This is a genomic window from Nonomuraea maheshkhaliensis (genome assembly GCF_039529435.1).
In the GTDB taxonomy this organism is placed as follows: domain Bacteria; phylum Actinomycetota; class Actinomycetes; order Streptosporangiales; family Streptosporangiaceae; genus Nonomuraea; species Nonomuraea maheshkhaliensis.
Window position 1 is genome coordinate 18,951 of the sequence record NZ_BAAAMU010000026.1, and the last position, 25,600, is coordinate 44,550.

26 protein-coding genes are annotated in these 25,600 nt (G+C 69.3%); 19 read left to right on the plus strand and 7 right to left on the minus strand.

Annotated elements, in window-relative coordinates; translation table 11 throughout:
• Window positions 1-186: 186 nt before the first annotated feature.
• Window positions 187-2,220: a right-handed parallel beta-helix repeat-containing protein gene (locus ABFX54_RS19510; protein ID WP_346106691.1), complete on the plus strand. Its 2,034-nt coding sequence runs from the start codon at window positions 187-189 to the stop codon at window positions 2,218-2,220.
• 309 nt (window positions 2,221-2,529) lie between these two features.
• Here the strand turns inward: ABFX54_RS19510 and ABFX54_RS19515 are convergent, their stop codons facing one another.
• Window positions 2,530-2,679: a hypothetical protein gene (locus ABFX54_RS19515; RefSeq protein WP_346106693.1), complete on the minus strand. Its 150-nt coding sequence runs from the start codon at window positions 2,677-2,679 to the stop codon at window positions 2,530-2,532.
• Between ABFX54_RS19515 and ABFX54_RS56960 the strand changes: the two genes are divergently transcribed.
• Both ABFX54_RS56960 and ABFX54_RS19520 read left to right on the plus strand, forming a co-directional pair.
• Window positions 2,669-3,244 carry a phosphotransferase family protein gene (locus ABFX54_RS56960; protein WP_428834539.1) on the plus strand — a complete coding sequence of 192 codons (576 nt, stop codon included), beginning with the start codon at window positions 2,669-2,671 and terminating at the stop codon, window positions 3,242-3,244. The two genes, ABFX54_RS19515 and ABFX54_RS56960, sit on opposite strands and share 11 nt — an antisense overlap.
• Complete coding sequence (locus ABFX54_RS19520) at window positions 3,163-4,059, plus strand: helix-turn-helix domain-containing protein (protein WP_346106695.1); 897 nt, start codon at window positions 3,163-3,165, stop codon at window positions 4,057-4,059. Before ABFX54_RS56960 ends, ABFX54_RS19520 begins: the two co-directional genes overlap by 82 nt.
• A 64-nt stretch (window positions 4,060-4,123) precedes the next feature.
• Here ABFX54_RS19520 and ABFX54_RS19525 read toward each other — a convergent pair whose 3' ends face one another.
• Window positions 4,124-4,939, minus strand: a complete 816-nt coding sequence (locus tag ABFX54_RS19525) for an SAM-dependent methyltransferase (RefSeq protein WP_346106696.1) — start codon at window positions 4,937-4,939, stop codon at window positions 4,124-4,126.
• Between the two features lie 216 nt (window positions 4,940-5,155).
• On the opposite strand from ABFX54_RS19525, the gene ABFX54_RS19530 reads away from it, so the two are divergent.
• Both ABFX54_RS19530 and ABFX54_RS19535 read left to right on the plus strand, forming a co-directional pair.
• Window positions 5,156-5,521: a MerR family transcriptional regulator gene (locus tag ABFX54_RS19530; RefSeq protein WP_346106698.1), complete on the plus strand. Its 366-nt coding sequence runs from the start codon at window positions 5,156-5,158 to the stop codon at window positions 5,519-5,521.
• Window positions 5,522-5,568: 47 nt separating this feature from the next.
• On the plus strand, window positions 5,569-6,585 hold the full coding sequence (locus ABFX54_RS19535; protein WP_346106700.1) for an NADPH:quinone oxidoreductase family protein: 1,017 nt from the start codon (window positions 5,569-5,571) through the stop codon (window positions 6,583-6,585).
• A 228-nt stretch (window positions 6,586-6,813) separates the two neighbouring features.
• Here ABFX54_RS19535 and ABFX54_RS19540 read toward each other — a convergent pair whose 3' ends face one another.
• Together ABFX54_RS19540 and ABFX54_RS19545 are read right to left on the minus strand one after the other, a co-directional pair.
• Window positions 6,814-7,215: a DNA-binding protein gene (locus tag ABFX54_RS19540; RefSeq protein WP_346106702.1), complete on the minus strand. Its 402-nt coding sequence runs from the start codon at window positions 7,213-7,215 to the stop codon at window positions 6,814-6,816.
• Entirely contained in the window at window positions 7,212-7,460 is a 249-nt protein-coding gene (locus tag ABFX54_RS19545) for a type II toxin-antitoxin system CcdA family antitoxin (protein ID WP_346106704.1), read from the minus strand. Before ABFX54_RS19545 ends, ABFX54_RS19540 begins: the two co-directional genes overlap by 4 nt.
• A gap of 137 nt (window positions 7,461-7,597) precedes the next feature.
• On the opposite strand from ABFX54_RS19545, the gene ABFX54_RS19550 reads away from it, so the two are divergent.
• The gene (locus ABFX54_RS19550; protein WP_346106706.1) at window positions 7,598-7,780 is read left to right on the plus strand and encodes a hypothetical protein; all 183 of its coding nucleotides are present in this window, start codon (window positions 7,598-7,600) and stop codon (window positions 7,778-7,780) included.
• A gap of 13 nt (window positions 7,781-7,793) precedes the next feature.
• On the plus strand, window positions 7,794-8,171 hold the full coding sequence (locus ABFX54_RS19555; protein WP_346106707.1) for a hypothetical protein: 378 nt from the start codon (window positions 7,794-7,796) through the stop codon (window positions 8,169-8,171).
• A 114-nt stretch (window positions 8,172-8,285) separates the two neighbouring features.
• Here ABFX54_RS19555 and ABFX54_RS19560 read toward each other — a convergent pair whose 3' ends face one another.
• Entirely contained in the window at window positions 8,286-9,395 is a 1,110-nt protein-coding gene (locus tag ABFX54_RS19560; protein ID WP_346106709.1) for a hypothetical protein, read from the minus strand.
• A 555-nt stretch (window positions 9,396-9,950) separates the two neighbouring features.
• On the opposite strand from ABFX54_RS19560, the gene ABFX54_RS19565 reads away from it, so the two are divergent.
• Window positions 9,951-10,700: an aminoglycoside phosphotransferase family protein gene (locus tag ABFX54_RS19565; RefSeq protein WP_346106710.1), complete on the plus strand. Its 750-nt coding sequence runs from the start codon at window positions 9,951-9,953 to the stop codon at window positions 10,698-10,700.
• A gap of 40 nt (window positions 10,701-10,740) precedes the next feature.
• Here the strand turns inward: ABFX54_RS19565 and ABFX54_RS19570 are convergent, their stop codons facing one another.
• Together ABFX54_RS19570 and ABFX54_RS19575 are read right to left on the minus strand one after the other, a co-directional pair.
• A complete protein-coding gene (locus tag ABFX54_RS19570; RefSeq protein WP_346106712.1) occupies window positions 10,741-13,128 on the minus strand; it encodes an NACHT domain-containing protein in 2,388 nt (795 codons plus the stop codon).
• 155 nt (window positions 13,129-13,283) lie between these two features.
• Complete coding sequence (locus tag ABFX54_RS19575; RefSeq protein ID WP_346106714.1) at window positions 13,284-14,246, minus strand: golvesin C-terminal-like domain-containing protein; 963 nt, start codon at window positions 14,244-14,246, stop codon at window positions 13,284-13,286.
• Between the two features lie 258 nt (window positions 14,247-14,504).
• Between ABFX54_RS19575 and ABFX54_RS19580 the strand changes: the two genes are divergently transcribed.
• The 11 genes from ABFX54_RS19580 to ABFX54_RS19630 all read left to right on the plus strand — a co-directional run bounded on the left by ABFX54_RS19580 (window position 14,505) and on the right by ABFX54_RS19630 (window position 25,557).
• On the plus strand, window positions 14,505-15,809 hold the full coding sequence (locus ABFX54_RS19580) for a helix-turn-helix domain-containing protein (RefSeq protein WP_346106716.1): 1,305 nt from the start codon (window positions 14,505-14,507) through the stop codon (window positions 15,807-15,809).
• 10 nt (window positions 15,810-15,819) lie between these two features.
• On the plus strand, window positions 15,820-17,151 hold the full coding sequence (locus ABFX54_RS19585; RefSeq protein WP_346106717.1) for an extracellular solute-binding protein: 1,332 nt from the start codon (window positions 15,820-15,822) through the stop codon (window positions 17,149-17,151).
• 2 nt (window positions 17,152-17,153) lie between these two features.
• On the plus strand, window positions 17,154-18,059 hold the full coding sequence (locus ABFX54_RS19590; RefSeq protein ID WP_346106719.1) for a carbohydrate ABC transporter permease: 906 nt from the start codon (window positions 17,154-17,156) through the stop codon (window positions 18,057-18,059).
• A complete protein-coding gene (locus ABFX54_RS19595; protein WP_346106721.1) occupies window positions 18,056-18,949 on the plus strand; it encodes a carbohydrate ABC transporter permease in 894 nt (297 codons plus the stop codon). Before ABFX54_RS19590 ends, ABFX54_RS19595 begins: the two co-directional genes overlap by 4 nt.
• 3 nt (window positions 18,950-18,952) lie before the next feature.
• Complete coding sequence (locus tag ABFX54_RS19600; protein WP_346106723.1) at window positions 18,953-20,044, plus strand: ABC transporter ATP-binding protein; 1,092 nt, start codon at window positions 18,953-18,955, stop codon at window positions 20,042-20,044.
• An 18-nt stretch (window positions 20,045-20,062) separates the two neighbouring features.
• Entirely contained in the window at window positions 20,063-20,989 is a 927-nt protein-coding gene (locus tag ABFX54_RS19605) for an acetylxylan esterase (protein ID WP_346106725.1), read from the plus strand.
• A gap of 4 nt (window positions 20,990-20,993) precedes the next feature.
• Window positions 20,994-21,839 carry an acetylxylan esterase gene (locus ABFX54_RS19610; RefSeq protein WP_346106727.1) on the plus strand — a complete coding sequence of 282 codons (846 nt, stop codon included), beginning with the start codon at window positions 20,994-20,996 and terminating at the stop codon, window positions 21,837-21,839.
• On the plus strand, window positions 21,836-22,924 hold the full coding sequence (locus tag ABFX54_RS19615) for a hypothetical protein (RefSeq protein WP_346106728.1): 1,089 nt from the start codon (window positions 21,836-21,838) through the stop codon (window positions 22,922-22,924). The genes ABFX54_RS19610 and ABFX54_RS19615 overlap by 4 nt, the downstream gene beginning before the upstream one ends.
• Before the next feature lie 160 nt (window positions 22,925-23,084).
• On the plus strand, window positions 23,085-23,396 hold the full coding sequence (locus ABFX54_RS19620) for a UBP-type zinc finger domain-containing protein (protein ID WP_346106730.1): 312 nt from the start codon (window positions 23,085-23,087) through the stop codon (window positions 23,394-23,396).
• Between the two features lie 18 nt (window positions 23,397-23,414).
• Window positions 23,415-24,416, plus strand: a complete 1,002-nt coding sequence (locus ABFX54_RS19625) for an acyl-CoA desaturase (protein WP_346106731.1) — start codon at window positions 23,415-23,417, stop codon at window positions 24,414-24,416.
• 172 nt (window positions 24,417-24,588) lie between these two features.
• Window positions 24,589-25,557, plus strand: a complete 969-nt coding sequence (locus ABFX54_RS19630; protein ID WP_346106733.1) for a LysR family transcriptional regulator — start codon at window positions 24,589-24,591, stop codon at window positions 25,555-25,557.
• The last annotated feature ends 43 nt before the right edge of the window (window positions 25,558-25,600 follow it).

Sequence of the window (25,600 nt, forward strand, 5' to 3'; positions counted from 1 at the left end):
TTTGATCGTGGTCAATCCTGTTTCCCGAGGCCAATGGGGTCGTCACGGTTCTTGACCGCGTGACTTGACGCTGATCGCCGGCCCGTAGGCGATCTTGGCGCTAATCTTCGCTGGCAACATCGTCAGCTCTTCGCTGGCAGGAACGTCAGCGGCAGAACGGGAGAATTCATGCGACACCCTGTTGTCGTGAGCGCGTTACTCATGGTGGCCGCCGGCCTGTGGGCCACCCCGGCCAGTGCCACCCCCGCCGCTCAGGCGGAGCGCGCGTCCGGCGGCTGGTACACCGAATTACCCGCCTCCATGAAAGTCTGTGACAACGCCACCTGGCAGGACGGCCCGTCCAGCGCACCGTCAGGCGCCATCGTGGTCCCTGCGGGCGACAATCTCGGCGTCGACTTCGGTCAGGCCGGCAAGACCTACTGGTTCGCGCCCGGCACGCACACGCTGGGCGACGGCGAATACAGCCAGATAAAGCCCGGCGATGGCAGCGTCTTCATCGGGGCTCCGGGCGCCGTCCTCGACGGCAGAAGACTCAACAAGTACGCCTTCGGCGGCGTCGCCTCCGACGTGCGCATCGCGTACCTGGAAATCCGCAACTTCGGCGGCGAAACCAGGAACCACAACGAAGGCGTCGTCAACCACGACTCGGGCACCGGCTGGGTGATGGAGCACCTCTACGCCCACCACAACGACGGCGCGGCGGTGTTCCTCGGCAGCGCCAACACGATCCGAGACAGTTGCCTGAAAGACAACGGCCAGTACGGCATCAGCATGTACAAGGACCCGGTCGAAGGCGATTCCGCGCTCAAGAACCTCGTCGTGCACCACAACGAGATCGCCGGCAACAACCAGCACGACTGGGAGAGCGAGATCGAGGGGTGCGGCTGCACCGGGGGCGCGAAGTTCTGGGACGTCAAGGGCGCCACCGTCACCGAGAACTACGTGCACGACAACCTGAGCGTCGGCCTCTGGGCCGACACGAACAACATCGACTTCCGCTTCGACCGCAACTGGATCGAGCACAACGAGAGCATCGGCCTCTGGTACGAGATCAGCTACAACGCCACCATCACCCGCAACGTCTTCAAGCGGAACGCCTGGGTGACCGGCAACGAGAACCTGGGCTCACCGGCCCCGGCCATCTACATCTCGGAATCAGGCGGTGACGCCCGGCTCGCCACCGAGACGAGCGGCAGCTCGGACCTGAACATCAACGACAACTATTTCGAGGACAACTTCTCCGGCATCACGATCTTCGAGAACGCCAATCGTTTCTGCAATTCCAACGGAAACACCAGCACGGGTTACTGCACGCCGTTCGTCACTCCCACGGTGATTCCCACGCCGCACGACGGCGACTATCTCGACCCGATCAACGCGACCCACCCCTGCTACACGTCCATCGCGAACGAGCCGTTCCGCAGCGACTGCCGCTGGCATGCGCAGAACGTCAAGGTGTTCGGCAACGAGTTCCGCTTCGACCAGGCGAACGTGCCCTGCGCCGGAACGTACTGCGGCGTGCAGGCCCTTTACGCCCAGGGCGCCGACAATCTGCCCTGGATGCCGTACACGGTCGCGGAGATTCAGCAGAGCGTCATGCACACCGGCGGCAACAGGTTCCACGACAACACCTACGTGGGCAACTGGAAGTTCGCCAAGGGCTGGGGCGAGACCATCTCCTGGAACGCCTGGCGCTCGGCCCCGTACAACCAGGAGGCCGGCAGCACCCTCAACGGCGTGACCGAACCGCCGCCCGTGCCCAACGCCCTCGACGCCGACACCGCGACACTCGAAGGCTCGATCGGCCAGTGGGACGCCTGGTACGGCACCGCCGTGCAGCGAGCCGCGGAAGCCGCCCATGGGGGCGCCTACGGCCTGCGGATCGACGTCACCGAGGGCGGGGGATGGGGCGTGCAACTGGGCAACTGGCCCGGCTTCGACACCATCCCCGGCGCCAAGCGGGTCAGTGTGTGGGCCAAGCAGGGCACCCCTGGGATCTCCACGGCGACGCTGCGGCTGCGCTGGTACGACTCCGGTCAGCAGCCGCTGGGGAGCGAAGAGATCACGCTCGGCGGGCTGAGCACGAGCTGGCAGGAGTTCACGGCCTCGCTCACCGCACCCGCGGGGACCGCCACCGTCGCGCTGGAACTGACCGGCGCCGCCGGCGCCACCGGCAACTCCCTTCACCTCGACGACATCGTGATCGCCGACCAGCGCTGACATCTTTGACACCGACGCACGGGCCCGCGACGTGCCTGAATCGAGGTGCGGGCCCGTGCCGTGTGCATATCGACGAACGAACCCACACAACTGGACAGCCGGACGGCGATCAGCGCAGTCCGCTCCCTCCACGGCGGCGAAAGCCCGTGGTGGATCGCCCTGACGACGCCAGGCGGCACGACCTGTGCTGAGGATCGCCGATCAGGCACGACCGGCTCAGCGGTTCTCCGTTCAGGCTGGGCCCGCTCGGTGGTCCTCCGTTCAGGCACGGCCCGCTCGGCGGTCCTCCGAACCCCGAGCAGCCGCATCTCATCGGACCAGATCGCGGCGAACGTAGCCGCACTCGCCGTCGCCGAGCGGCACGGCCTGCCGGCGCCTCGCCTGCTCGCCGCCGCCCTCGCCGGCGAGCCTGGAGACCGTCGTGCCAGGGACGAGAACCCGGCCTGCCGTGCCCTCCACCGAACTGCTCCTCGCGGCGGGCGCCGCGCTCGCCCGGGTCCACGCCGTCGCGCTCGACCCGACGCCGCACCTCCCGTCCCGCCCCCGTCCCATCGCGGCCGACGATTTCGCCGAGGACCGCCGAGCGGGACGGATGCCGAGCACCGCCCTGCTCGACCTGGCCGACGACCGAGTCCGGGCGATCGAGCCTCCCGGCACGCCGGCCGTCTTCGTGCACGGCGACGTGTGGCCCGGCAACACGGTGATCGCCGGCGACGGGATGCGCGGCCTGATCGACTGGAAGACCCCCACGCCACCCTCCGGCGTGACCACTTCCTGCGGGCCGCGAACGCGCGGTCGCGCTGACGCCGGGCCGTCCGCCCGCAGCGCCCGGCCCGGCGTCACAGGCCGACTTCCGCCGAAGAGATCGACACACGTTTTTCGCGTGGCAGGATGGGTTCCAGGGATGAACTGCGGTGGGGTACGCCCGATCGAGGAGACTGCATGCCGACGACTGACGACGATCTCAGCGACGTCACCCGTGAGGCCCCCGCGTGGTCGGGGTCCACGGCCGTCCGCCTCCTGATCGGCGTACAGCTCCGTAAGCATCGCGAAGCCTGCGGCATGGACCGCGAGCAGGCCGGATACGCCATCAGGGCCTCGGCGTCGAAGCTCAGCCGGATGGAGGCCGGCCGCACCGGCTTCAAGGCGCGCGACGTCGCCGACCTGCTCACCCTGTACGGCGTCAGCGACGAGGCCGAGCGAGGCACCCTGCTCGCCATGGTCGAGCAGGCCAACGCGCCCCGCTGGTGGCAGGAATACCGGGACGTGATCCCCGACTGGTTCGAGTCGTACCTCGGGCTGGAGCAGGACACCTGCCTGATCCGCACCTACGCGGTCCACGTGGTGCCCGCCCTGCTGCAGACCGAGGACTACGCCCGCGCGGTGATCAGCCAGAGCTCGCCGAAGCCGTCCCCCAGGCAGGTCGAGCGGCGGATCGCGCTGCGCACGCGCCGTCAGCGCCTGCTCGCCCAGCCGGACGCGCACCGGCTGTGGGTGGTCATGGACGAGGCCGTGCTGCACCGCCGCGTGGCCGACGACGACGTGATGCACGCCCAGTGGGAGCACCTGGCGCGGATGGCCGAGCAGCCCCATGTGAGCGTGCAGGTGCTGCCGTTCACCGCCGGCGGCATCGTCGGCGGCATCGGCCCCGTCACGATCCTGCGCTTCCCGCAGCAGGAGCTGTCCGACGTCGTCTGCATGGAACACCTGACCACGGCGCAATACCTCACCAAGACCACGGACGTGCTGCCCTACCACGCCCTGATGGACAAGCTCAGCGTGGCCGCGCTGCCGGCTTCGGCGACGGCGGCGCTGGCCCGCGAGCTCGTCGGCGGCTGAGGAGAGGCACGGAGGCGCGGGGTCAGCTCCTGCGTGCGCTGCCTCAGCCTTTGCCTGCGCTGCCTCAGCTCTTTCGCGCCACGCCGCCGAAGGCGTCCACCTCGTCCGGCACGCCGTCGATGGCCTCGCCCTCGTAGCGCCAGCGCGACACCGACACGACGCCCGGTTCGAGCAGCTCCAGGCCGTCGAAGAAGCGGGCGATCCGTTCCGGCGTGCGCAGTTCGTACGAGTAGACCTGGCCCTCATCGCGCAACTGCTCGGCCTGCGCGGCCGCCTGCGGTTTGACCACGTTGGTGCCGTCCTCGACGACCAGGAAGCTGCCGGCCGGCACGGCGCTCAGGTAGCGGCCGATGAGCGCGCAGGCCTCGTCGTCGTCCCGTACGGTGCCCATGACGCCGAGCATCAGCACCGCGATCGGCTCGGCGAAGTCCAGCGTGCGCGCCGCCCGGCCCAGGATGTCGTCGGGATCGCGTACGTCGGCGTCCAGGTAGTCGCAGGCCCCGTCCGGATGGCTGGTCAGCAGCGCGCGGGCGTGCACCAGCACCACCGGGTCGTTGTCGACGTAGACGATCCGGCTCGAAGGATCGACCCGCTGCGCCACCTCGTGCGTGTTGTCCACGGTGGGCAGACCGGTCCCGATGTCCAGGAACTGCCGGATGCCCTCCCGCTCGGCCAGATGACGCACGGTACGCCGCAGGAAGGCCCGCGTGTGCAGGGCGATCTCCTGCATCCCGGGATAGGTCTGCTCCAGCATGTCGGCGAGCTCTTTGTCGACCGGGTAGTAGTCCTTGCCGCCCAGCCAGTAGTTCCACGCCCTGGCCTGGCTGGGGCGGGTGGTGTCGATCCGATCGACGGCATCGGAGGGGGAGGGATCGGCCACGAGCTGCTCCATTCCTGTCTAAGTCACGATTTACCGCGAAATAAGCCCGTTCTATCAAGTCGGCCTACAGGCCAGACCGTTACCGATCTTCCCGCACAAAAGGAGCGCTCCGCCCGATCTCCCCCTATTCACGACGTGACATGGAGAAGCTCCGGGGCGATTCAGAGAGGGACGAGTACTGGAAGATCGCGGTGCACCAGGACGTTGCCCACAGGTATGAAAATCAGCGAAGCTTCCAGCGTCAGCGGAGCGAGTGCGCGATCGTTGCGGCACTATGAGGATGAGGGCTTGATCGTCCCTGGTCGTTGCAGCAATGGATTCCGTGACTACTGCCAGTCCACCATCGACCGGGTGCTCACCATCCGCTCGCTGCTGGAGTCTGGGCTACCCGTGCGGTTGATCAGGGAGGTTCTGCCCCGCCTCACTGATGAACCTGACGTCGCCACTGATGTGGTGCCCGCGACGTTCCTGTACGAGGTGCAGAGTTATCGCGATCGGCTCGCTGCGCGTATCGCCGTTCTCAGCGATCAGCAGGCGGCACTCGACACCTACCTTCGAGAGGCCCGCCGCCCTGATCGATGACCGCCGCTTGACCTTGACGCAAGTGTCAAACTCCTACGTTCGTAAGTATGAAGATCGACGAGCAGCAGCATACAACTGAGCAGACGGTACGAGCACTGGTCCAGCGATCGCACCGCGGTCCGAAGGATCTGACCCTCACGGCCGATCGGCGCCGCCCCGCCCCGGGGGCCGGCGAGTACCTCATCCGCGTGGGCGCCGCCGGGATCAACTTCGCTGACGTCATGCAGACCCATGGAACTTACGGAGGAGGTCCGCAGGCACCCTATGTGGCGGGCTTCGAAGCCGCCGGCGAGATCGTAGGTGTCGGCCCGGACGTCGAGAGCCCGCTGCGACTCGGTACCCATGTCGTCGGAGTCGGCCCGGGCGCCTTCGCGCAGTACATGACGATGCCGGCCGCGAACGTCCTTCCTGTGCCGTCTGGTTGGAGCGATGCCGAAGCCCTCGGCTTGGTGCTGAACTGGGCCACCGCCTTGGCGGCACTGAAGCCGTTGGGCGAGATCAAGACCGGTGAGGTGGTGCTCGTTCACGCCGCGGCCGGCGGTGTGGGGCAGGCTGCCGTTCGCCTCGCTCGCCACTACGGTGCGCGGGTGATCGCCACGGCGTCACCAGCGAAGCACAGCACCGTCAAGGCACTGGGCGCCGACGAAGTTCTGGACAGCACGCGCCCCGATCTGGCTGAGGAGATCACCCGCCTGACCGGCGGGATCGACCTGACCCTGGAATCGGTGGGACAGGCCACGTTCGAGGCCAGTCTGTCGGTCACCAAACCGTTCGTCGGACGCATTGTCGTATTCGGTGCTGCTTCCGGCGATGCCACTCTGACCACGCATGACCTGGTCTTCACCCACCAGGTCCAGATCAAGGGTCTGCACATCGGTGCGCTGGCGCTGCGGCAGCCGTCCCTCTACAAGTCGTTGCTGGTCGAGATCGAGGCACTCATCGCCCACGGCGTGTACCCGCCCGGCACCCCCCAGGTTCATCCCCTGGCGGAAGGGCCGGCCGTGCTGCAACAACTCGAAGCAGGCCAGACACGCGGCAAGCACGCCCTCGATCCCTGGCGCTAAGTGCTCGTGTGCATGCTGCAGCGCCTACGGAGGCAAGCTCGTGACCTGATCCGCGTCTGGCCGATCGACCTGACGATCAGGTGGTACACAGGCACTTACGGAAACGACCCCGTCGTCCGTGGAAGGCAGCCCACACCTGCATCGTTCGCCGCGCCGGTCTCCTCGAACGATCGCGATGTCTCACTGCCCGACCGCTCGTCCCGTCGGGCAGGACGGCGAGTCGCCCTTTCAGACGCCGATGAGCCTGACGTGACGGCCGCACAGTCGAGCCATGTCATCGATGTCCGAGGTGAGCACGGCGACAGGACCGGGCTGCCGGAGCGCCATTTCGGCGACTGTCGCGTCGATCGCGTGTTCGTGACCGTGCAAACCGGCCGTCCTGAGCAGATCCGCGGACGCCTTCGCCGTACGTTCGGTGACCGGTTCGACTTTGACGCGGGAGAGCGCCCACCACAGCCGAGGCATGTTCACTCGCGTGTGGGTGACCTCCACGATGGTGTTGGCGCCGATCACCAGATCGGCGCCCATGGTGTGGAAGACATGGAACATCGCCATGACCTTTCGGTCTTGCGCGATCCAGGCGGAAAGCCCTTGGGAATCGAGAACGACGGTTTCGACATGGTCGATCACGCCGCGCCCACCGAACCACCAAGGTCCGCCTCGCCGAAGATTCGAGTGTGGGCCTCGATGAGTTCCTCGTCGGTGAACTCGCCATGCTCCTCTTGGTAGCGCATCAGCTCGGCTCCGAGAAGCTGGTGCCGCAGCTGGCGTGCCACTGCCTCGGCGACGTAGCCGGAGATGTTGTCGGTGAGCTTTCTGAGCTCGGCGACCTGGTCGTTTGGCAGGGTTACCGTGATGCGCGTCGTGTCCGCCATGCAGCGATCATATTGCAGTATGCGTGATCAGAACATCGGCCTCCAGATCCTCCTATTGAACTAGGAGGCTGGCTCCTAGTGAGATATGCTCCTCATTACGGCCGAGGTCCTCCCTCCACAGGTGCGTCAATGCTGAGTTGGCCACGATCGTGGCGGCCGCAGGTGCCACGGCTGACTCGCTGCACCACCTCAAGAGCGACATGTGTGCGCTGCGTGTGATCAAGGACGGCATCATCTCGGTACCTGTCATGATCACTGCCGACCAGGACCGCGATCCGGAGCTCTTTCGCGAGGCCTCAAGCGTCTGGAGGCGGTCGTAGAAAGGATGAGCCGATGAGCAAGATGATCACGTATGTCGTCACCTTCGAGAACAGGCGGTGGGTGGCGCGCTGCCCGACAGGCGAGGTCGAAGGAGTCGGTGTGGCAAGCTCCTTGTCCCGACTGGAGCGCGATTTGGCGGAGATCCACGCCTGGGCCTGGCCTGCGGAAACCCCCGGCGTGGAGTTCGTCTTCGATCTTCCCGAGGAGATCGCCGAGGTGGTGGCGGAATACAGCCGTGAAAGGAAACTGGCGGAAGCTCACACGCGGCGTGCCGCGGAACTCGCCGTAAAGGCCGCGAAGGTACTCACGAGCCATTGGTCGGAACCGGACACGGCACGCGTCATGGGCCTGTCCAAGCAGCGGGTCCACCAACTGAAGGTGAGCGCCTGACGGTTGTCGGGGGCGTGTGGATCACCGAGGTATGGGTGGGCTGTTCGCCGAGTCGGACCGCCCGTGGGTGGAGGCATCGGAAGGCGCCGAAAGGCCGGCCTGCTCGTTCTGGCGTCAGAGGAGCCGTTCGCTTCTGGCGGATGTTTCGTGGCGGGTGGCGGTGAGGAATTCTTGGCGTAGTTGCTGGTGTGGTGTTCGAGGGTGGTCGAGGGTGGGGCTGGTGTGGTGGTGGTAGTAGAGGTTCCAGCAGATGTGGATGCCGTGGAGGAGAGCGTCGAGGAGGTCGGGAGCGGGGCGCGTGGGGTCGAGGGAGGTGAGGGGGAGGTAGATGGTGTCGGGGGTGATGTCGATTTCCGGGTGGTCGGCGTGGGCCCTGGAGATGATTTCGTGGGCGGCGGTGAGGCGTTGCTCGATTTCCTGGATGCCGTGGAGGTGGCCGTCGGCGACGTGGAGGGCGTTGCGGATGAGGGGCATGACGACGTGGCGGGCTCGCATGCCGGCGTCCATGGCGGTGGTGATGTCGGTGAGGCTTTCGAGGGTGAGGGGTTTGTCGTGTTGTTCGGCGCTGGCGACGATGTGGACGGGGTGGATGCCGGTGCGCTGGGCGGTGATGGTGACGGCGGCGTAGTACCAGTGAGCGGCGGCGATGGCGGCTGCTGTGGGGTCCACCTGGGTGAAGAGGTTGTGGCTGCCGAAAGGGCTGTCGTGGAGGAGGCGGTCGGCTTGGGAGATCTGCAGGGGTGAGGCGTCTTCGCGGCTGAGGGCCGTGGCCTGCTGGGCGCGCTCGGACAGGTCGCCGCGTTCGGCCCGTTCGATGGCGGCCAGTTCGGCGGCGACGTCGGTGGTGATGTGGGTGGTGAGCTCGGAGCTGTCGAGCGTGCGCAGGGTACGGGCGACGGCGTGGGCGCTCTGTTCGACCTTGGTGTTGAGGAGTTTGCTGGAGGGTTCGGTGAGGGCGGGGAGGATCTTGTCGAACGCTTCGCGTTCTTGCTGGCGGTGCCAGCCGAGGCTGTTGGGGCCGTGCCGGTCGGCGGCGCTCGGGGGGTGGGTGTAGGAGCGCCAGCAGATGTGCGACAGGCGGGTGAGCTCGGCGGCGAGCCGGCAGGTGTTGCGGTGCAGCTGGTCGTGGGTGAGCCTCGCCACGACGATGGCGGTGTCGCCGATGCCGGTGCTCCACTGGGCGAGGAGCGTGTTGTGGGCACGGTCGATGGCATACCGAGTCACGGAGACCTCTTCAAAGAAAGGGGGAACCGGAGAGGGAGAGCTCTGCTCGGGCCAGTTTCTGGTTGTGCCCAGGATGCTGGATCCGCCGCTCAGGTGGAGCCTTTTTGACGTTGTTGCCAGCGCCTGATCAGCGGTTTTGCTCAGAGACGCGGCATAATTCCTTCGGATTGGGGTCGTGGAATCGGCTGGGGGCGCTGTCGACATACTCGGCAAGTCGGTAATTATTCGACCTTGTTCGGCTCAAGGCTGTATTTCACGTCCGCGAGTGGTCGAGGTAGGCAAACCCGGCCACATGGGCGAGGCCACTTACGGGACGGCATGGCCGGCCGAGCGGGGTGATACGCGGAGCGAGCCTTTCTGCCGCGGAGCTGCCGCGAACGGTGATGGCGCAGGAGGCGCGTGGGCTCAGCGGAGTGGGTGGCGCTGTTGACGGTGTGCGGCACGACAGGCGCTGGGGCTTACGCCGAGGCGTTCGGTGAAGTGGCGGCGCAGGGTGACCGGAGAGCCGATGAACCCGGTGACGTCGGCGATCGTCGCCGGGAATACTGGTCGCCCATGGATGAGGTGGAAGTTGTCGTCGCGCATTCCGAGCGTGCGACCCTGCGCGTCGGCGACGTGTTCCTGAAGGTGGACGCCGATCGGGCGCGTATCGAGGCCGAGGTCGAGGCGATGGCCTTGGCGCCGGTCCCCACCCCGGAGGTCCTGTGGCACCGGCCACCCGTGCTCGCGATCGCCGCGGTCCCGGGGACGGCGCTCGGCCGTCTCGGGCAGCCGGAGCCCGCGTCCCCGGCGGCGTGGGCCGCGGCGGGCGCCGCCGTCCGGAAGCTGCACGACGCGCCGTTGCCGCCCCGGCTCGGCCGGGCCGGCCGGAGTGCCGAGGAGCTGGCGGCGGAGCTCGACGAGGAGTGCGGGTGGCTCGTGACGAACGGCGTCCTGCCCGCCGACCTGGTCGCCCGCAACCGGCAGGTCGCCGAGGCCGCGCTCCGGCCGTGGACTCCGGTGTTCACGCACGGCGACCTGCAGATCTCGCACGTGTTCGTCGACGGCGACGACGAGGTCACGGGCATCATCGACTGGTCCGAGGCGGGCCGGGGCGACGGCCTGTTCGACCTCGCCATTCTGACCCTCGGGCATGAGAGGCACCTCGGCGACCTCGTGGCCGGCTATGGCGGCGACGTCGATCTCGACGTGATCCAGGGGTGGTGGTCGATGCGGAGCCTGCTGGCGATTCGCTGGCTGGTCGAGCATGGTTTCGACCCGTTCGCACCGGGTTGTGAGGTGGATGTGCTGAGGTCCCGGCTGTGAGGTCGGAGGAGCGTCGGGGCCGGTCCTGGCTTGGAAGTGATCAGTGAGGCGTGTCGTCCGCGGCCCGATCGGTCGCGTACGGCGCACGTATGGCGTGACGTTTCGGTGGCGACGTGCGCAGGGCGGCGAGTCGTTTCTGCAGGTCGATGTGCCGGAATTGATAGACGGCCCCGGTCTGACGGAGCAGCCCGAGCCGGTGGGCGTCCTGCAAGAACGCCATCAGCCGCACCGGCGTTCTGCGGCGAACCGCCAGGCAGGTCAGGGTGATGAGATAGATGACGCTGGAGCTCGCCAGGCCACCGGCGAGGCCGCTGGCGAGCCCCGACATCAGCCCGACCGCGAGGCCGACCGAGAGCTCCGAGGTGAGCCCTCCGGCGAGCCCGCCGGCGCACGCGCCCGCGAGGCCGGACACGAGCCAGACCGTGCGGCCGAACGAGAGCCCCACGGTGAGCCCGAACGCCAGCCCGACGGCCAGCCCGACCGCGGGCCCTGAGGTGACGCCGACCACGAGCCCGCCCGCCAGCCCGCCGGTGAGCCCGAACGCGAGCGCGTTGAGCAGCGCTGTGCGCAGGTCGCTGCGCAGGGAGTCGGGCGGAGTCTGCGCGGTCTCGCTGGCCTGGGAGTTCTTCGCCCATTCCGACAATCCGAAGGCGAGCCCGCCCGCGAGCGCGACGACGAGCCCACCCATGAGGCCGGGGACGAGCCCACTCGAAAGGCCCACGACACGTCCGCCCGCCGAGCCGGGGACGAGCCCGCCCGCGAGCCAGCCCACCAGCCCGCCCATGAGCCCGAAGACGAGGCCGAAGGCGAGCCGCGCGGCGAGATGGCCGAACAGTGAGCGGATCCGGCCCCGCAACCGCAGGTCCGCATAGGCGGGCTCGGCATTCGGCCCGGTGGGGGTGGACGTCGCCGGCCAGTGCAGCAGCGCGACCGTGAGCCCGCCCGCGACCCCGAACGTGATCCCGTACGCGGCCCCGCCCTCCGACCCGAACGCGAGCCCGAAGGCGAGCCCGTACGTGAGCCCGCCGATGATCGCGATGAGGAGCCTGAGCGTCCGGCGGGGCAGCGTCTGGTGCACCCGCCACCAGGCGAGGTCGGTCGTGTCACCGGTGTCGAGGTGCTCGGCGAGGAAGGACAGCCAGCGCCGGGCGTCCTCGGGCGCCCAGCTCCGGTGCGGCCGGAAGGGGTGGTGCGGCTGGGCGTCGGCGAGGTGATGTGGCCGGTTCGTGGTGATGACGGCCTGGACGAGGTGGTCGAAGAGGTGGTCGGTGATCTCCCCGGGAGTGGTGAAGCGGCCGGGCGACAGGAGCGGCGCGGGATCCGTACCGGTGTCGACGTAGACGCGCCGCACCAGCCACAGGGTCAGCGGCGTGGCCAGGGCCCGGGTGAGCGGCGCGGTCGAGTCCCGGGCGAGGACGTCGAGCAGGGCGGGCCAGGCGCCCGCCGGCCGCGGTGGCAGCACCCGGGTGAGGTACGCGGCGGCGTCGGCCGGACGAAGCGGCCGGGGTTCGATGACGGCCGCGGCGGTGAGGACGTCACCGCCGGGGGAGTGCACCGCCGCGCGGTACTCGGTCATGCGGCAGGTGAGGATGAGGGGGTCCATGAACGTGTCGTTCAGCGCGCTGAGGACCTGCGGGCGTAACGGTTCGGGGAGTTCGTCGAGGCCGTCGAGGATGGGCAGGACGCGGCGTTCGGTGACCAGGGCCCGGGGCAGGTCGGGGCCCAGGGCGGGGGAGCACAGCGCGGGATAGGTCTCCGCGAGGCCGCGGGCCAGCCAGTCGCGGAAGCGCTCGGTCGCGGGATCCCATCCCGTCAGCGGGACCATGACGGGAACGGGCTCGCCCGGCAGGGGATGTTGCAGGAGCCGGCGCAGCAGCAGGACCGCCAGGGTGGTCTTGCCCATGCCGGGATCACCGGCGATGACCAGCCGTCGGCGCGTGAGGCCGCGGAAGGCGGCGGCCAGGTCGGAGATGCGGTCGGTACGCCCGGTGAAGCGCGGCCGGCCCCGGGCGAGCAGCGACTGCAGGGTCATGGGCCGGACGAGGTGACCGGGATGATCCATGACGGGCAGTTCGGTGAGGCGCCAGCGCACCGCGAGCGGAGCGGGGTCGTCGAGCCGGCGGATGCCGATCTCCTCACGCCACTGTTTCAGCACCAGCCGGGCGAGGATCTGCTGGGCCTGGTCGAGCTGCTCGCGCGAGCACACCGCCTGCTCGTGGACGCCGGGCGGTCGCCAGGCCCGGATGATCAGCGGCAGCGACGGCGCGGCGGCGAACACGATCGAGGCGAGCTGGGCCCAGTTCGCCGCGGTCTGGAGCCCCTGCCGCTGCAGGATGGCGGCCAGGCCGAACCCGACGCCCAACAGGAGCACCGTCAGCGCCAGCGCGCCCAGGCGCCTGCGCCGCTGCGGCCCATCGCTCTTCGCCACACGTCATATCATGGCGACTTCGCGTCATCTCCAGGGGGCAGATCTTCCTGTACGCGACCTTCGACCGGCGCGGAAAGCGCAACCGGCGGGGCGGATCGGACCCGCCGGCGCCGTACGACGCCGGCGGGCGAAGAGCCCAGGGCCGGGCCCCGGCCTCAGCCGAGCGGGATGACCGGCTCGGCCGACCGGCTGACGTAGGAGCAGCCCGAGGTGGGCAGGCTGCTCGCCGCCGGCGGAGTGACGCCGTCGTACAGGGCGAGCAGGAAGTTCTGCGGGCACCGGCGGGTGCTGCCGGTGCGGATGCCGAAGTGCAGATGCGGGCCGGTCGAGTTGCCGGTGTTGCCGGTCAGCCCGATCTGCTGCCCGGTGCCGACCGACGCGCCGTTGGCGACCGACCACGACGAGAAGTGGCAGTAGGTGTAGATGGCGCCGTCGTTCCCGGTCAGGTTGATGCCGCGTCCGCACAGGCTGTCGTCGATGATCGTCACCGTGCCGGGGCGCACCGCGTAGGCCGGGGTGCCGGTGCCGACCGGCAGGTCTATCGCGGGGTAGTCGTGGTGCGGGTCGTCGTACTCGCTGCGCGGCAGCGCGGTGCGCGGGAGGGGCAGCGAGAAGGCGGGTGATCCGGTGGACGAGGTGATGCGGACGGCGTCGGCGACGACGTAGCCCGGCTGGCTGGTCCAGCGGCTGACGCCGACCACGTTGTAGTCGCCCGCGGCCAGGGTGAACGTGCCCAGGCTGACCCAGCGGCCCCCGTTGGCGCGCTGGTCGACGACCACGCTGCGGGTGCCGTCGGCGGTCGCCACCAGGAACGGCGTGGCGCTGTTGTAGCCGGGATCGGCCGGGTACCAGACCTCGACCAGGTGGGGTCCGGCCGCCGCGATGGCGGCCTTGAACCAGGCGGCGTCGCTCGCGGTGGTGTTGGGGTTCGCGAAGCGGTAGTCCGCCTCGTACCGCTGCGCCGACCAGGCCGAGGTGCCCCAGTCGGGGCCGGCGGTGAACCGGCCCGCGGTGGCGTTGTCGACCGTGGTGGTCGCCGCGGTCGCGGGAGCCGTCGTGCCGAGCAGGGCCAGGCAGGCCGTCACGACGGCGACCGATAAGCGAGTGATGACGTTCACGAGCTGATCCCTCCTGGGGGTCGAGGGGAAGCACGGACGAAAGTATCTAACCAAGACGCGAGCCCTAATGAAAGATATCTACATAAATCGGACTGGATGGCCCGATAAGCCGGTTCGGTGGCGCCGTTTTGCTGGACCTCCCGGTTTGTTACCGGCGAATTTCTTCGGCCGGGCTCTTGACCTGGGCCCCCGGGAGGGGGAAGTTTGTCAGCATCGGATTTACGAGTCATTTACGAACATGGTTCGTAAAGGGGTGTCGTGGCCATTGTGATCGGAGTGGTGACCCACTCGCTGCACGGTGAGTTGTTCCGGGAAGCCGCGAACACACTCGGCGGAGTCGACCTGGAATGGGTCAGTTACGACCACGAGGACGAGATCCACGCCAAGGTCGCCGAGTTCCTGAGCACGACCCGGCTGGACGGCTTCCTGGCGGGCCCGGTCCCGTACACGGCCAGCCGCGAGCTGCTCCCGCCCGGCCTTCCCGTCGGCGTGATCCGCTCGTCGGCGCTCGACCTGACCCTCGCGCTCTACCGCGCCCAGGAACGCGGCTGGGGCCGGACCCCGGTCAGCATCGACACCTTTCCCGCCGAGGCGGTCGAGGCGGTCGCCACCGCGCTCGAACTCGACACCGGCGCCATCGAATTCCTGCCGTACGCCCCCACGCAATCCGTGGAGGACATCGTCGAGTTCCACCGCTCCGCCCACCGCCGCTTCGGCGGCCGCGGCTACGTGATCAGCGTCCGCGCCGCCGCCCGCGAGCTGCTGTCCGGTGAGCTGCCGATCATGAGCGGCATGCCGGTGCCGGCCACGATCAGGACCGAGCTGCACGAGCTCGCGCTCAGGATCGAGTCCGAGCGGGCCAGCGCACAACGCTTCGCCGCCGGAGTCTTCCTCATCTCACACTCGCAGGACGAGGAACGGGCCCGGATCGGCCTGATGAACCTGCTGCTCAACACCCCCGAGTTCGCCGGCGCCTGGATCGAGGACCGCGGCCGGCGCGGCGTCGTCGTCTTCGCCCACAAGGCCCTGTTCGAGCGCATCACCCGCAACTGGGTGGCCGTGCCCGCACTGGCCGAGGCGGCCGCGGCGCTCGGCGCGCAGGTCTCGGCCGGGTTCGGCGTCGGCGCGTCCGCCCGCAACTGCGTGGCCCTGGCCGAGCAGGCCGCCGCCCGCGCCGAGCGGGAGAGCGAGCCGTGCGGCTACCTCATCGAGGACAGCGGCGTGATCATCGGCCCGATGGGCCCGGTCCGGGCGGCGCTCAGCTACTCCTACCGCGAGCACGGCGACCACGTCGAACGGCTGGCGAAGTCCGTCGGCCTCAGCGCCGCCACCGTCTCCCGCCTGGCGGCACTGGACCACGAACTGGAAGGCCGCGCGATCTCGCCCGGCGAGCTCGCCGGTCATCTCGGCATCACGGACCAGAGCGGCCGGCGGCTGATCCGCACCCTCGACGCCGGCGGCCTGGTGAGCGTCGAAGGCACCGCTCAGCACCACCCCAAGGGACGGCCGACGCGTCTGTACCGGCTACGCATCGCTCAAGCGTTACTGCGCTCATCGCGTTGAAGGGACAACCATGGAGCTCAACCGCCGCCAGATCCTGAAGTACGCAGGACTCGGGCTGGCCCTGCCCGCCGTATCGCCCCTGCTGGCCGCCTGCGGCGGCTCGGGCGGCTCGGGCGGGTCGGGCGACGGCAGCGTGAAGTTCGAGGGCTGGGACTACGAGGCTGCCCTCGTCCAGCAGAACCTGGACAACTTCACCAAGACCACCAACGTCAAGGTCGACTACACCCCCATCACCAGCGCGCAGTACGTGCAGAAGGTCGTGGCCGAGTTCACCGCGGGCGGCGGCCCCGACGCCCTCTACGTCTACGACGACTCCCTCGCGGCCTGGGTCGACGGCGACTACCTGCAGCCGCTCGACGGCCTGCCCGGCGTGGACGAGGTGTACGACGCCATCTACCCGGGCAACGCGGCCGCGATGACGTACCAGGGCAAGCGTTACGGCCTGCCGTACTACACCGACTCCAACTGCCTGCTCTACAACACCGAGATCCTGGAGAAGGCCGGCATCAAGAAGCCTCCGGCCAGCCTGGAGGAGCTGGAGGCGCAGGCCGTCAAGATCAAGGAGGCGGGCCTGCTGGAATACCCCATCGGCGTGCCGGCGCAGCTGTCCGACACCTGGTGGGCCTGGGTGTGGGCGCTGATCTTCGGCAGCGGCGGCAACATGTTCGACGAGCAGCAGGCGCCGATCATGAACACCACCGACACCGTGGTGAAGGACGTCTTCGCCTGGCTGCAGCAGGCGGCGACCAAGTCGAAGGTGATCGACCCGGCCTGCCTGCAACTGCTCGCGATCCCGGTCGACAACGCGATGAAGGCCAACCGGTACGCGTACACGATCGGCGCCCGCTACGCCAGCCGCGACTACAACGACGCCGCCAAGTCCAAGGCCGCGGGCAAGATCCGGCTGGCGCTGGTGCCGAGCCTCGACGGCAAGGAGCACGGGACCGTCAGCAACACCCGGCTCTACGCGCTGGCCAAGGACACCGAGGTCAAGGACAACGCGTTCAAGCTGCTCACCTACCTGGGCGGGCTGGACGCGAACAAGCAGCCGTACACCGCGAAGTTCTGGTTCCTGCAGCGCGGCCTCGGGTTCGCCTACAAGTCGATGGCGACCGACCCGGAGGTCACCGCGGCGCTGGAGAAGTTCGCCGACCCGAAGGTCTACGCCCACCTGGGCGAGATCGCCACTCCGCGCAACGTGCTCGGCGTGCCCTGGTACACCGAGTTCGAGATCGAGATGCACAAGGTCGTGCAGGGCGTGCTGAGCAACCAGGTGCAGCCGGCCGCGGCGGTGGCGGGCCTGGCGCAGACCGTCGAGACGCTGAAGAAGAAGTACAACTGAGGATGGCCGCACTCGCCGAACGCCGGCCGCTGGGCGACAACGCCAAAGCCTGGGCCCTGAACGCGCCGGCCATCATCGTCATCGCGCTGCTGATCGCCTACCCCATCGCGTACTCGTTCTGGGTCAGCCTGCAGCGGCACAACCTCAAGCGCCCGCGGGCGACCAAGTTCGTCGGCCTCGACAACTACACGTCCTTGCTCAGCGACCAGGCGTTCCTGTCCGCGCTGAAGGTGTCGGCCCTGTTCGTGCTCCTCGTGCTCGGGATGACCGTGGTCCTCGCGCTCATCCTGGCGCTGGTGCTGAACGAGCGGTTCCGCGGCCGCGGCCTGCTGCTCAGCCTGGCGCTGCTGCCGTGGGCGATGCCCGGCGTGGTGAACGGCCTGATGTGGCGGACCATCTTCGACGCCAAGACCGGCGCGCTGAACGGCCTGCTGACCCAGCTCGGGCTGATCGACAGCTATCACGCCTGGCTGACCTCCGGGACCGGCGCGTTCCTGTTCACCGCGCTGGCCCAGGTGTGGAACACGCTCCCGTTCTCGGTCATCATCCTGCTCGCCGGGCTGTCGACCATCCCCGCGGAGCTGTACGACGCCGCCACCGTCGACCGGGCGGGCGGGCTGCGGCGCTTCGTCCACGTGACCCTGCCGTGGCTGCTGCACCCCCTGCTCATCGTGCTGATCCTGGAGACGATGAACGCGTTCCGCGCCTTCGACACCATCTACGTGCTGACCGGCGGTGGCCCCGGCGACGCGACCACCACCATCGCCCTGCTCGACGTGCAGACCGTGCTCACCTTCACCGACTTCGGCCTGGGCAGCGCCTACGCCTGGGTCATCACCGCGATCACCCTGCTGATCTCGATCGGCTACATCGGCCTGCTCTACCGGAAGGGGAACTTCGAGGTATGAGCACCGTGGTCAAGGTCCCCCTGCGGTACCGCATCCCCTGGAAGAAGATCGTCCTGTACGTGCTGGCGGTCGCGTTCGGGCTGTACCTCGTGCTGCCGTTCTACTGGATCGTCGCGATGAGCTTCATGCGCGAGGTGGACGCGATCTCCGTCCCGCCGCACTGGATCCCGAATCCCGCGACGCTGGAGAACTATCTCGGCTTCGTCAACCCGAACGAGGCGCAGCAGCTCGTCGGCGGCCGGGCCATCGACGAGACGCCGTACTCGCTGCGCAACAGCCTGATCGTGGCCACCTCGACGGCGGTGCTGAACCTGGTGCTGGCCACGTTCGCGGCGTACTCGTTCTCGCGGCTGAAGTTCCGCGGCAGCCAGGTGCTGCTGGTGCTCTACCTGCTCACCAGGATGGTGCCGGGCATCGCGATCATCATCCCGTTCTACCTGCTGATGCGGACGTTCGGGCTGCTGGACACCTATCTGGCGCTGATCCTGTCGTACACGACGTTCGCGCTGCCGATCACGATCTGGATCCTGAAGGACTTCTTCCGCTCGGTGCCGCGCGAGCTGGAGGAGGCGGCCAGGGTGGACCGGTGCGGCTGGTTCCGCACCATGTGGTCGGTGTTCCTGCCGGTCGCGGCGCCTGGGCTGGTCGCGGCCGCGGTGTTCGCGTTCATGACCGCCTGGAACGAGTTCATGTTCGCGTTGTTCCTGACCAGCACCGAGGCGGCGAAGACGATCCCGGTCGTGGCGGCGAACTTCGCCACCGACTTCAACACCCAGTTCACCGTGATGGCCGCGGCCGGCGTGCTCGCGGTCGTCCCACCCCTGGTGCTGGCCCTGCTCTTCCAGCGCAAGCTGGTCCAGGGCATGGCCGCCGGATCCGTGAAGGGCTGACAGATGGCAGAGGTACGACTCGAAGGCATCACCAAGGCGTTCGGCGGCAAGACCGTGGTGGACGACCTGAACCTGACCATCGAGGACCAGGAGTTCCTCACCCTGGTCGGCCCGTCCGGCTGCGGCAAGTCGACGACCCTGCGGATGATCTGCGGCCTGGAACGGCCCACCAAAGGCAACGTCTTCTTCGACGGCAAGCCGGTGAGCTGGCTGCCGGCCAACAAGCGCGACGTCGCGATGGTGTTCCAGAGTTACGCGCTCTACCCGCACAAGACGGTGCGGCAGAACATCGGGTTCGCGCTGAAGATGATGCGGGTGCCCAAGGCGACGATCGACGAGCAGGTGCTGCAGGCGGCCAGGACGCTGGACATCGAGGACCTGCTGGACCGCAAGCCGCGCGAGCTGTCCGGCGGGCAGCGGCAGCGAGTCGCGCTCGGCCGCGCGATCGTGCGCGACGCCGGCGCGTACCTGCTGGACGAGCCGCTGTCCAACCTGGACGCGCAGCTGCGCGTGCTGATGCGGGCGGAGATCAAGCGGCTGCACGTGGACGTCGCCCGCACGTTCATCTACGTCACCCACGACCAGGTCGAGGCGATGACGATGTCGGACCGGATCGCGGTGATGCGCGACGGCGTGGTGCAGCAGTGCGCGACGCCGGGGGAGATCTACGAACGGCCGGCGAACCGGTTCGTGGCCTCGTTCATGGGCTCGCCGCCGATGAACTTCGTCACCGGTGAGCTGGCCGACGTCGAGGGCGTCCGGGTCTTCCGCAGCGGCGCGCTGACCCAGGAGCTGGGCCCGTACGAGGCCGCGCCGGACGACCCGGCCGTCGTCCTGGGCGTGCGGCCGGAGGACGTGACGCTGTCGCCGACCCCGGTCGAGGGGTACCAGCCGGGGAAGGTGTTCGTGTCCGAGCCGCTCGGCCCGGACGTGCTCGTCACCGTCCGGATCGGCGGCGAGCTGCTGAAGGCCCGGGTGCCGGTGCCGTTCCGGCTGGGCCATGACAGCACGGTGTACGTCGGCTTCAACCAGGAGCGCCTGCACCTGTTCAAGGCTTCTGACGGCATCGCGCTGCACGCGCCGCAGCGCGTTTGACTCACGGAGAGGACCATTTTGAGAGACCCCGAGAACGCGGTCGTCGAGGTCGAGCTGCCGGACGACTTCGACGACTTCTGGGCGGCCGGGCTGGCGGACTGCGCGTCGTACCCGCTGGACCCCGTCTTCACCGAGCTGCCCGCGTTGTCCACGGACCAGGTGACCGTCCACGACCTGCGGTACACCAGTTACGGCGGGCTGCGGGTGGCCGGCTGGTACACGGTTCCGCGCGGCTTGCCCGCCCCCTACCCGGCGCTGGTCACGATCCCCGGCTACATCTCCGAGCCGGCGATCCCGAAGGAGTGGTCCGAGCTCGGGTACGCGGCGCTCGCGGTGGCGCCGCGCGGGAAGCTGCGCTCGAACGACCTGTTCAACCCGGGCTATCCGGGCCTGCTCACGCACAACATCGCCGACCCCCGGACCTACGGGTACCGCGGGTTCTACCTCGACGTGGTGCGGGCGGTCGAGGTGCTGCTGGAACGCCCCGAGGTCGACGGCTCGCGGATCGGGCTGCAGGGGTCGAGCCAGGGCGGCGGCCTCGGGATCTCGACGGCCGCGCTCATGCCGGACGTGATCCGGTGTGTCGCGGCGGGGGCGCCGTACCTGTGCGGGATCATGGCCGCGACGACGCTGACCCGGTCGTACCCGTACGAGGAGATCAACGAGTACCTGCGGCTGCACCCGCAGGACGCCGGCCGGGTGCGAGAGACGGTCGCGTACTACGACGGGCTCAACTTCGCGCCGAAGGTCCAGGCGCCGACGCTGCTGTACGTCGGGATGGAGGACGACGTGTGCCCGCCGGAGACCGGGTTCGCGCTGCGCCGGGCGCTGACCTGCGAGACCACAATGCACGCCTACCCGCACTGCGCGCATCACGCCGGGCTGCCGGGCGTGATGCGCATCGTGGAGGACTTCCTTGCCGCACACCTCACCCCGGGACGGTGAACCGATGACCTTCGACGCCTACTGGTCCGCCGTGGACGAGGAACTGGCCGCGATCCCGGCCCGGCCCGTGCTCGACCCGGTGCCGGCCCGGACGACGGACGAGGCGACCAGCTACACCGTCCGGCTCACCAGCGTCGGGCCGTACCGTGTCACCGGCTGGCTGAGCATCCCGGCCGGTGGCGGGCCGTTCCCCGCGCTGCTGCAGATACCGCGCCACGGCAGCGTCAACGACATGCCGCACCCGAACGACCGGAGCCGGTACGTGCTGTTCGGCCTGATGCACCGGGGCCAGCGGCTGGCCGACGAAGGCTTCGCGGCGGCGTACCCGGGGCTGCTCACGCTGGGCATCGACGACCCGGCGACGTACGTCTATCGCGCGATCGCCGCGGACTGCCTGCGGGCCGCGGAGTTCCTGATGAGCCTGGCCGAGGTCGATCCGGCGCGGGTGGCCGTGCGCGGTGACGACCTGGCGCTGCTGACGGCCGCCCGGCGGCCGGGGTTCAGCGCGGTCCGGCTGTCGGAGCTGCTGTTCCACCGGGCGATGGAGGCCCGGCTGAAGTCGAGCCACTATCCGCTGGAGGAGCTCAACGACCACCTGCGGGCCGGCTCGTCGGAGCGGACCATCGGCGAGACCCTGTCCTACTTCGACCCGGTACGGCACGCCCCCGCCGTGACCGCCCGCACGCTCCTCGCCGTGGACGACCCCGGCTGGTGCGCGGACCTCGTCGACGCCCTGCCCGCCGCGACCGTCTACCGGCTGACCCACCTCGACGGCACCGACAACGACTACCTGGACGCCTGGATGGCCGAGCTCTGCGGCGTGCCGGCGATGTCGAAGTTCGTCAGATGAGCAACCCCTTCGGCGTCCGGCCCGTCGTCAACGCCTCCGCGACGCTCACCGCGCTGGGCGGCTCGCTGATGCCGCCCCCGGCGCTGAAGGCGATGACGCAGGCCGCGGCCTGCTTCGTCGACCTGCCCGAACTGCACGACCGGGTCGGCGAGCGCCTCGCCGCGCTCACCCGCAACGAGGCGGCCTGCGTGACGTCCGGCGCGGCGGCGGGGATCACGCTCACGGTCGCCTCCTGTGTCGGGGGGCCGGCGCAGGCGTTCCCGGCCGAGGCTGAGGTCGTCATGTTCACCGGCCAGCGCAACGGCTACGACTACGCGGCCCGCCTGACCGGCGCCCGCGTCGTCGAGATCGGCCCGTCGGTCGCGGAGCTCAGGGCCGCCCTGGCCCGCCGCCCCGCCTGCGTCCTGTGGTTCGCCGGCGCCCATTACGCGGCGGGGGCGCTGCCGATCGAGGACGTGCTCGGGGTCGCGCGGGAGCTCGACCCGGCCGTACCGGTGATCGTGGACGCGGCGGCCCAGATCCCGCCCGTCTCCTCACTGTGGCACTTCACCACCGGCCTCGGCGCCGACGCCGTCATCTTCAGCGGCGGCAAGGGTCTGCGCGGCCCCCAGGCCAGCGGCCTGGTCCTGGGGCGGCGCTGGATCGTGGACAGGTGCCGGGCGCACGCGTCGCCGAACCAGGAGATCGGCCGCGGCATGAAGGTCGGCAAGGAAGAACTGCTCGCCCTGCACGCCGCCGTCGAGTGGACCCTTGAGCAGGACGAACAGGCCCTGCTGGCGAGCTACGAACAGACCGTCACCCGCTGGATCACGGGCCTGCGCGCGGTCCCGGGCGTCCTCGCCGAACGCGGCTACCCCAGCGAGGCCGGCCAGCCACACGGCCGCGCGATCGTCCGGCTACTCCCGGCCAGCGGCTGGACCAGGGACGAGCTGGTCCAGGTGCTGTGGGACGGAGACCCGCGCATCGCCGTCGGCGTCTCCGGCATCCCCGACGACGCCATCGCCCTGAACCCCCAGACCCTGGAGCAGGGGGAGGACCTGATCGTCCTCGACGCCCTGCTCCGGCACCTGGGCCCTGCCGGGTGACTCGACACGGCGAAACCCGCGGACGTACCGCAGGGCCCCTTATCGCCGCAAATGATGAGCTTTGCTGGGATTGAGCGTTTCCGCCTCCTCGTCGATCGCCTTGACTGGTGGCTGAGCAGACGGCGCAGCTTGCGCCGCTGTCATCGTGAGAGGGGTCGTCTTGACCCTGGACGCACCGGGAGCGAACGCGACCGACTGCGCCGGTCTGAACGGTCAGGCCCCGCGCTGCCATCACATCGACCAGCTCCCGGCAGTGAGGCCGGGGTTGCCCGAATGCGCGGAATGCCGGCACCTGGGCCGCACCTGGGCGCGGTTGCTGGTCTGCCTGACCTGCGGGTGGGTGGCCTGTTCCGACGATGCGCAGGGCGGTCACTCCCGCGCTCACTACGAGGAGACCGACCATCCGGTCGTCGCCACCCTGGCATCGCCCTCGACCTGGCGCTGGTGTTACGTGCACCGCCGCACCGTGTAGACGAGACGAAAGAGACTCATGACCATTTCGGAACAGGCGGCGCAACGCCGTCAGGACTACGACGGCGCATCGCCCTTCCCCGGGGCGGAGGAGCACGTTCCCGCGGGCAGGCTCCAGGTGGGGCTGACAGGGGTGATCGTGGTGGCGCCGTTCCTCGCGCTCGGTGTCGCGATCTTCCTGGCGTGGGGGCGGGGATTCACGTTCACCGACCTCCTGCTCGCCGTGGTGCTCTACGCGGTGACCGGCCTGGGGGTGACGGTCGGGTTCCATCGGCTGCTCACCCATGCCTCCTTCACAGCCCGGCCGTGGTTGCGCGTGGCGCTGGCGGTCGCCGGATCGATGGGCTTCCAGGGGAACGTGATCGACTGGGTAGCGGTGCACCGCCGTCATCACGCCTTCACCGACCGGCCAGGTGACCCGCACTCTCCCTACCGGTACGGCACCGGCCTGCGCGGGCAGCTTCGCGGGCTCGCCCACGCCCACCTGGGCTGGATGTTCGACGACGACCAGACCCCGGCCGAGCGCTACGTCCCTGATCTGCTGGCCGATCCGGCCATGAGACGGGTGGCGCGCGCCTTTCCCGCGCTGTGCGCGCTGTCGCTGGTGCTGCCGTTCCTGGCCGGCTGGGCGATCACCGGAACCCTGTACGGCGCCCTGACCGCCTTCCTCTGGGCCGGCCTGATCCGGGTCGCGCTCCTCCAGCACGTCACCTGGAGCGTCAACTCGCTGTGCCACGTGCTCGGCGACCGGCCGTTCAAGACGCGCCGGCACGACCGCTCCACCAACCTGTGGCCGCTGGCGCTGCTGTCCTTCGGGGAGAGCTGGCACAACGGCCACCACAGCGAGCCGTCCTGCGCCCGCCACGGCGTGGACCGCGGCCAGCTCGACCCGTCCGCCGCCTTGATCGGCCTGTTCGAACGGCTCGGCTGGGTGAGCCACGTGCACTGGCCCGATCAGGAGCGCCTCGAACGACGCCGTGTCGCCCCGCCGCAACAGGCCCGCGCCCCGGCAGGTGACTGACGGACGGCCTCTCCCTCCCGCGCGGGCCACACCCGGCACGTGGCTCTCAGAGCCTTTGCCCTCGCGGGCCGCACCGGCACGTCGCTCTCGGAGCCCGCGCTCCCACATGTGGTACCTAGAGTGGAGGAGATGGTGCAGACAGTCGCCGCCCGGCCGGGAAGGGGTGGTGCCGATGGAGCTTCGGCAGTTGCGGTATTTCGTGACGCTGACCGAGGAGCTGCACTTCGGGCGGGCAGCCGAGCGCGAGCACATCGTGCAGTCCGCGCTGAGCCAGCAGATCCAGCGGCTGGAACGCGAGCTGGGCGTGCGGCTGCTGGACCGCAGCACCCACCACGTCGCCCTGACCCCGGCCGGTGCCGCCTTCCTCGTCGAGGCCCGCCAGATCCTCGATCGCGTCGGCAGGGCCGCGCAGGTGGCACGTAACGCCGCCGCACCCGTACCCACGCTGCGCGCCGGCATCATCGACGCGGGGTACGACACCATGCCGCAGATCCTGCGCGAACTGCAGCGCACCCATCCCGGCATCACGATCCACCAGGTCGAAGCGGCCACTCCCGAGCAGTACCGGCAACTGGCCGACGGCCGCCTGGACATCGCCATCGGACATGCCTCCCAGGCTCCGGCCGAGGTGACCTCCGAGCTGATCAGGCTCGATCCGCTCGGCGTCCTGGTGCCCGACGAGCACCCCTTCGCCGAGGCCGACGGCGTACCCGTGGCCGCCCTGGCCGGTGAGCTCCTGCTGCTCGGCGAGGAGTCGCAGACCCCGGAGCTCAACCAGCTCGTCTTCACGTTGTGCCGCTCGGCCGGGTTCGCCCCCACCCTCTACGAGGGCACGGTGCAGAGCAGTCGTGCCGCCGCCGATCTCGTTCTCCAGCAGCGCTGCGTGCACTGCGTCCCCTCCTCCTTCCGCACCTCCAACCGGCCGGGTACCACCTGGCGGCCCCTGATCGAGCCCGCCACGCACTACCCCTGGTCACTGCTGTGGCACCAGGACAACCCCTCACCGCACATCGCCGCCGTCATCGACAGCGCCCGGTACCTGGCCGGGCGGCTCGGCTGGCTCGAAGGCGTCGGCCCCGCCACCGCACCCGTCGAAGGCGCTCCGGGCACCGCCACCAGCCCTGCGGACGGTCCGGCCTGATGCCGCTGCCCGCCTCACGAAGGGACGGCGGGCCGCTCAGCGG

What these genes read in the sequence shown, in the direction of transcription:
- ABFX54_RS19600 (WP_346106723.1), top strand. Translation starts at nt 18,953, where the DNA reads ATGGCAGAGGTACGACTCGAAGGCATCACCAAGGCGTTCGGCGGCAAG.
- ABFX54_RS19585 (WP_346106717.1), top strand. Translation starts at nt 15,820, where the DNA reads ATGGAGCTCAACCGCCGCCAGATCCTGAAGTACGCAGGACTCGGGCTG.
- ABFX54_RS19545 (WP_346106704.1), bottom strand. Translation starts at nt 7,460, where the DNA reads ATGGCGGACACGACGCGCATCACGGTAACCCTGCCAAACGACCAGGTC.
- ABFX54_RS19520 (WP_346106695.1), top strand. Translation starts at nt 3,163, where the DNA reads ATGCCGACGACTGACGACGATCTCAGCGACGTCACCCGTGAGGCCCCC.
- ABFX54_RS19590 (WP_346106719.1), top strand. Translation starts at nt 17,154, where the DNA reads ATGGCCGCACTCGCCGAACGCCGGCCGCTGGGCGACAACGCCAAAGCC.
- ABFX54_RS19595 (WP_346106721.1), top strand. Translation starts at nt 18,056, where the DNA reads ATGAGCACCGTGGTCAAGGTCCCCCTGCGGTACCGCATCCCCTGGAAG.
- ABFX54_RS19630 (WP_346106733.1), top strand. Translation starts at nt 24,589, where the DNA reads ATGGAGCTTCGGCAGTTGCGGTATTTCGTGACGCTGACCGAGGAGCTG.
- ABFX54_RS19625 (WP_346106731.1), top strand. Translation starts at nt 23,415, where the DNA reads ATGACCATTTCGGAACAGGCGGCGCAACGCCGTCAGGACTACGACGGC.
- ABFX54_RS19610 (WP_346106727.1), top strand. Translation starts at nt 20,994, where the DNA reads ATGACCTTCGACGCCTACTGGTCCGCCGTGGACGAGGAACTGGCCGCG.
- ABFX54_RS19530 (WP_346106698.1), top strand. Translation starts at nt 5,156, where the DNA reads ATGAAAATCAGCGAAGCTTCCAGCGTCAGCGGAGCGAGTGCGCGATCG.
- ABFX54_RS19565 (WP_346106710.1), top strand. Translation starts at nt 9,951, where the DNA reads ATGGATGAGGTGGAAGTTGTCGTCGCGCATTCCGAGCGTGCGACCCTG.
- ABFX54_RS19615 (WP_346106728.1), top strand. Translation starts at nt 21,836, where the DNA reads ATGAGCAACCCCTTCGGCGTCCGGCCCGTCGTCAACGCCTCCGCGACG.
- ABFX54_RS19555 (WP_346106707.1), top strand. Translation starts at nt 7,794, where the DNA reads ATGAGCAAGATGATCACGTATGTCGTCACCTTCGAGAACAGGCGGTGG.
- ABFX54_RS19535 (WP_346106700.1), top strand. Translation starts at nt 5,569, where the DNA reads ATGAAGATCGACGAGCAGCAGCATACAACTGAGCAGACGGTACGAGCA.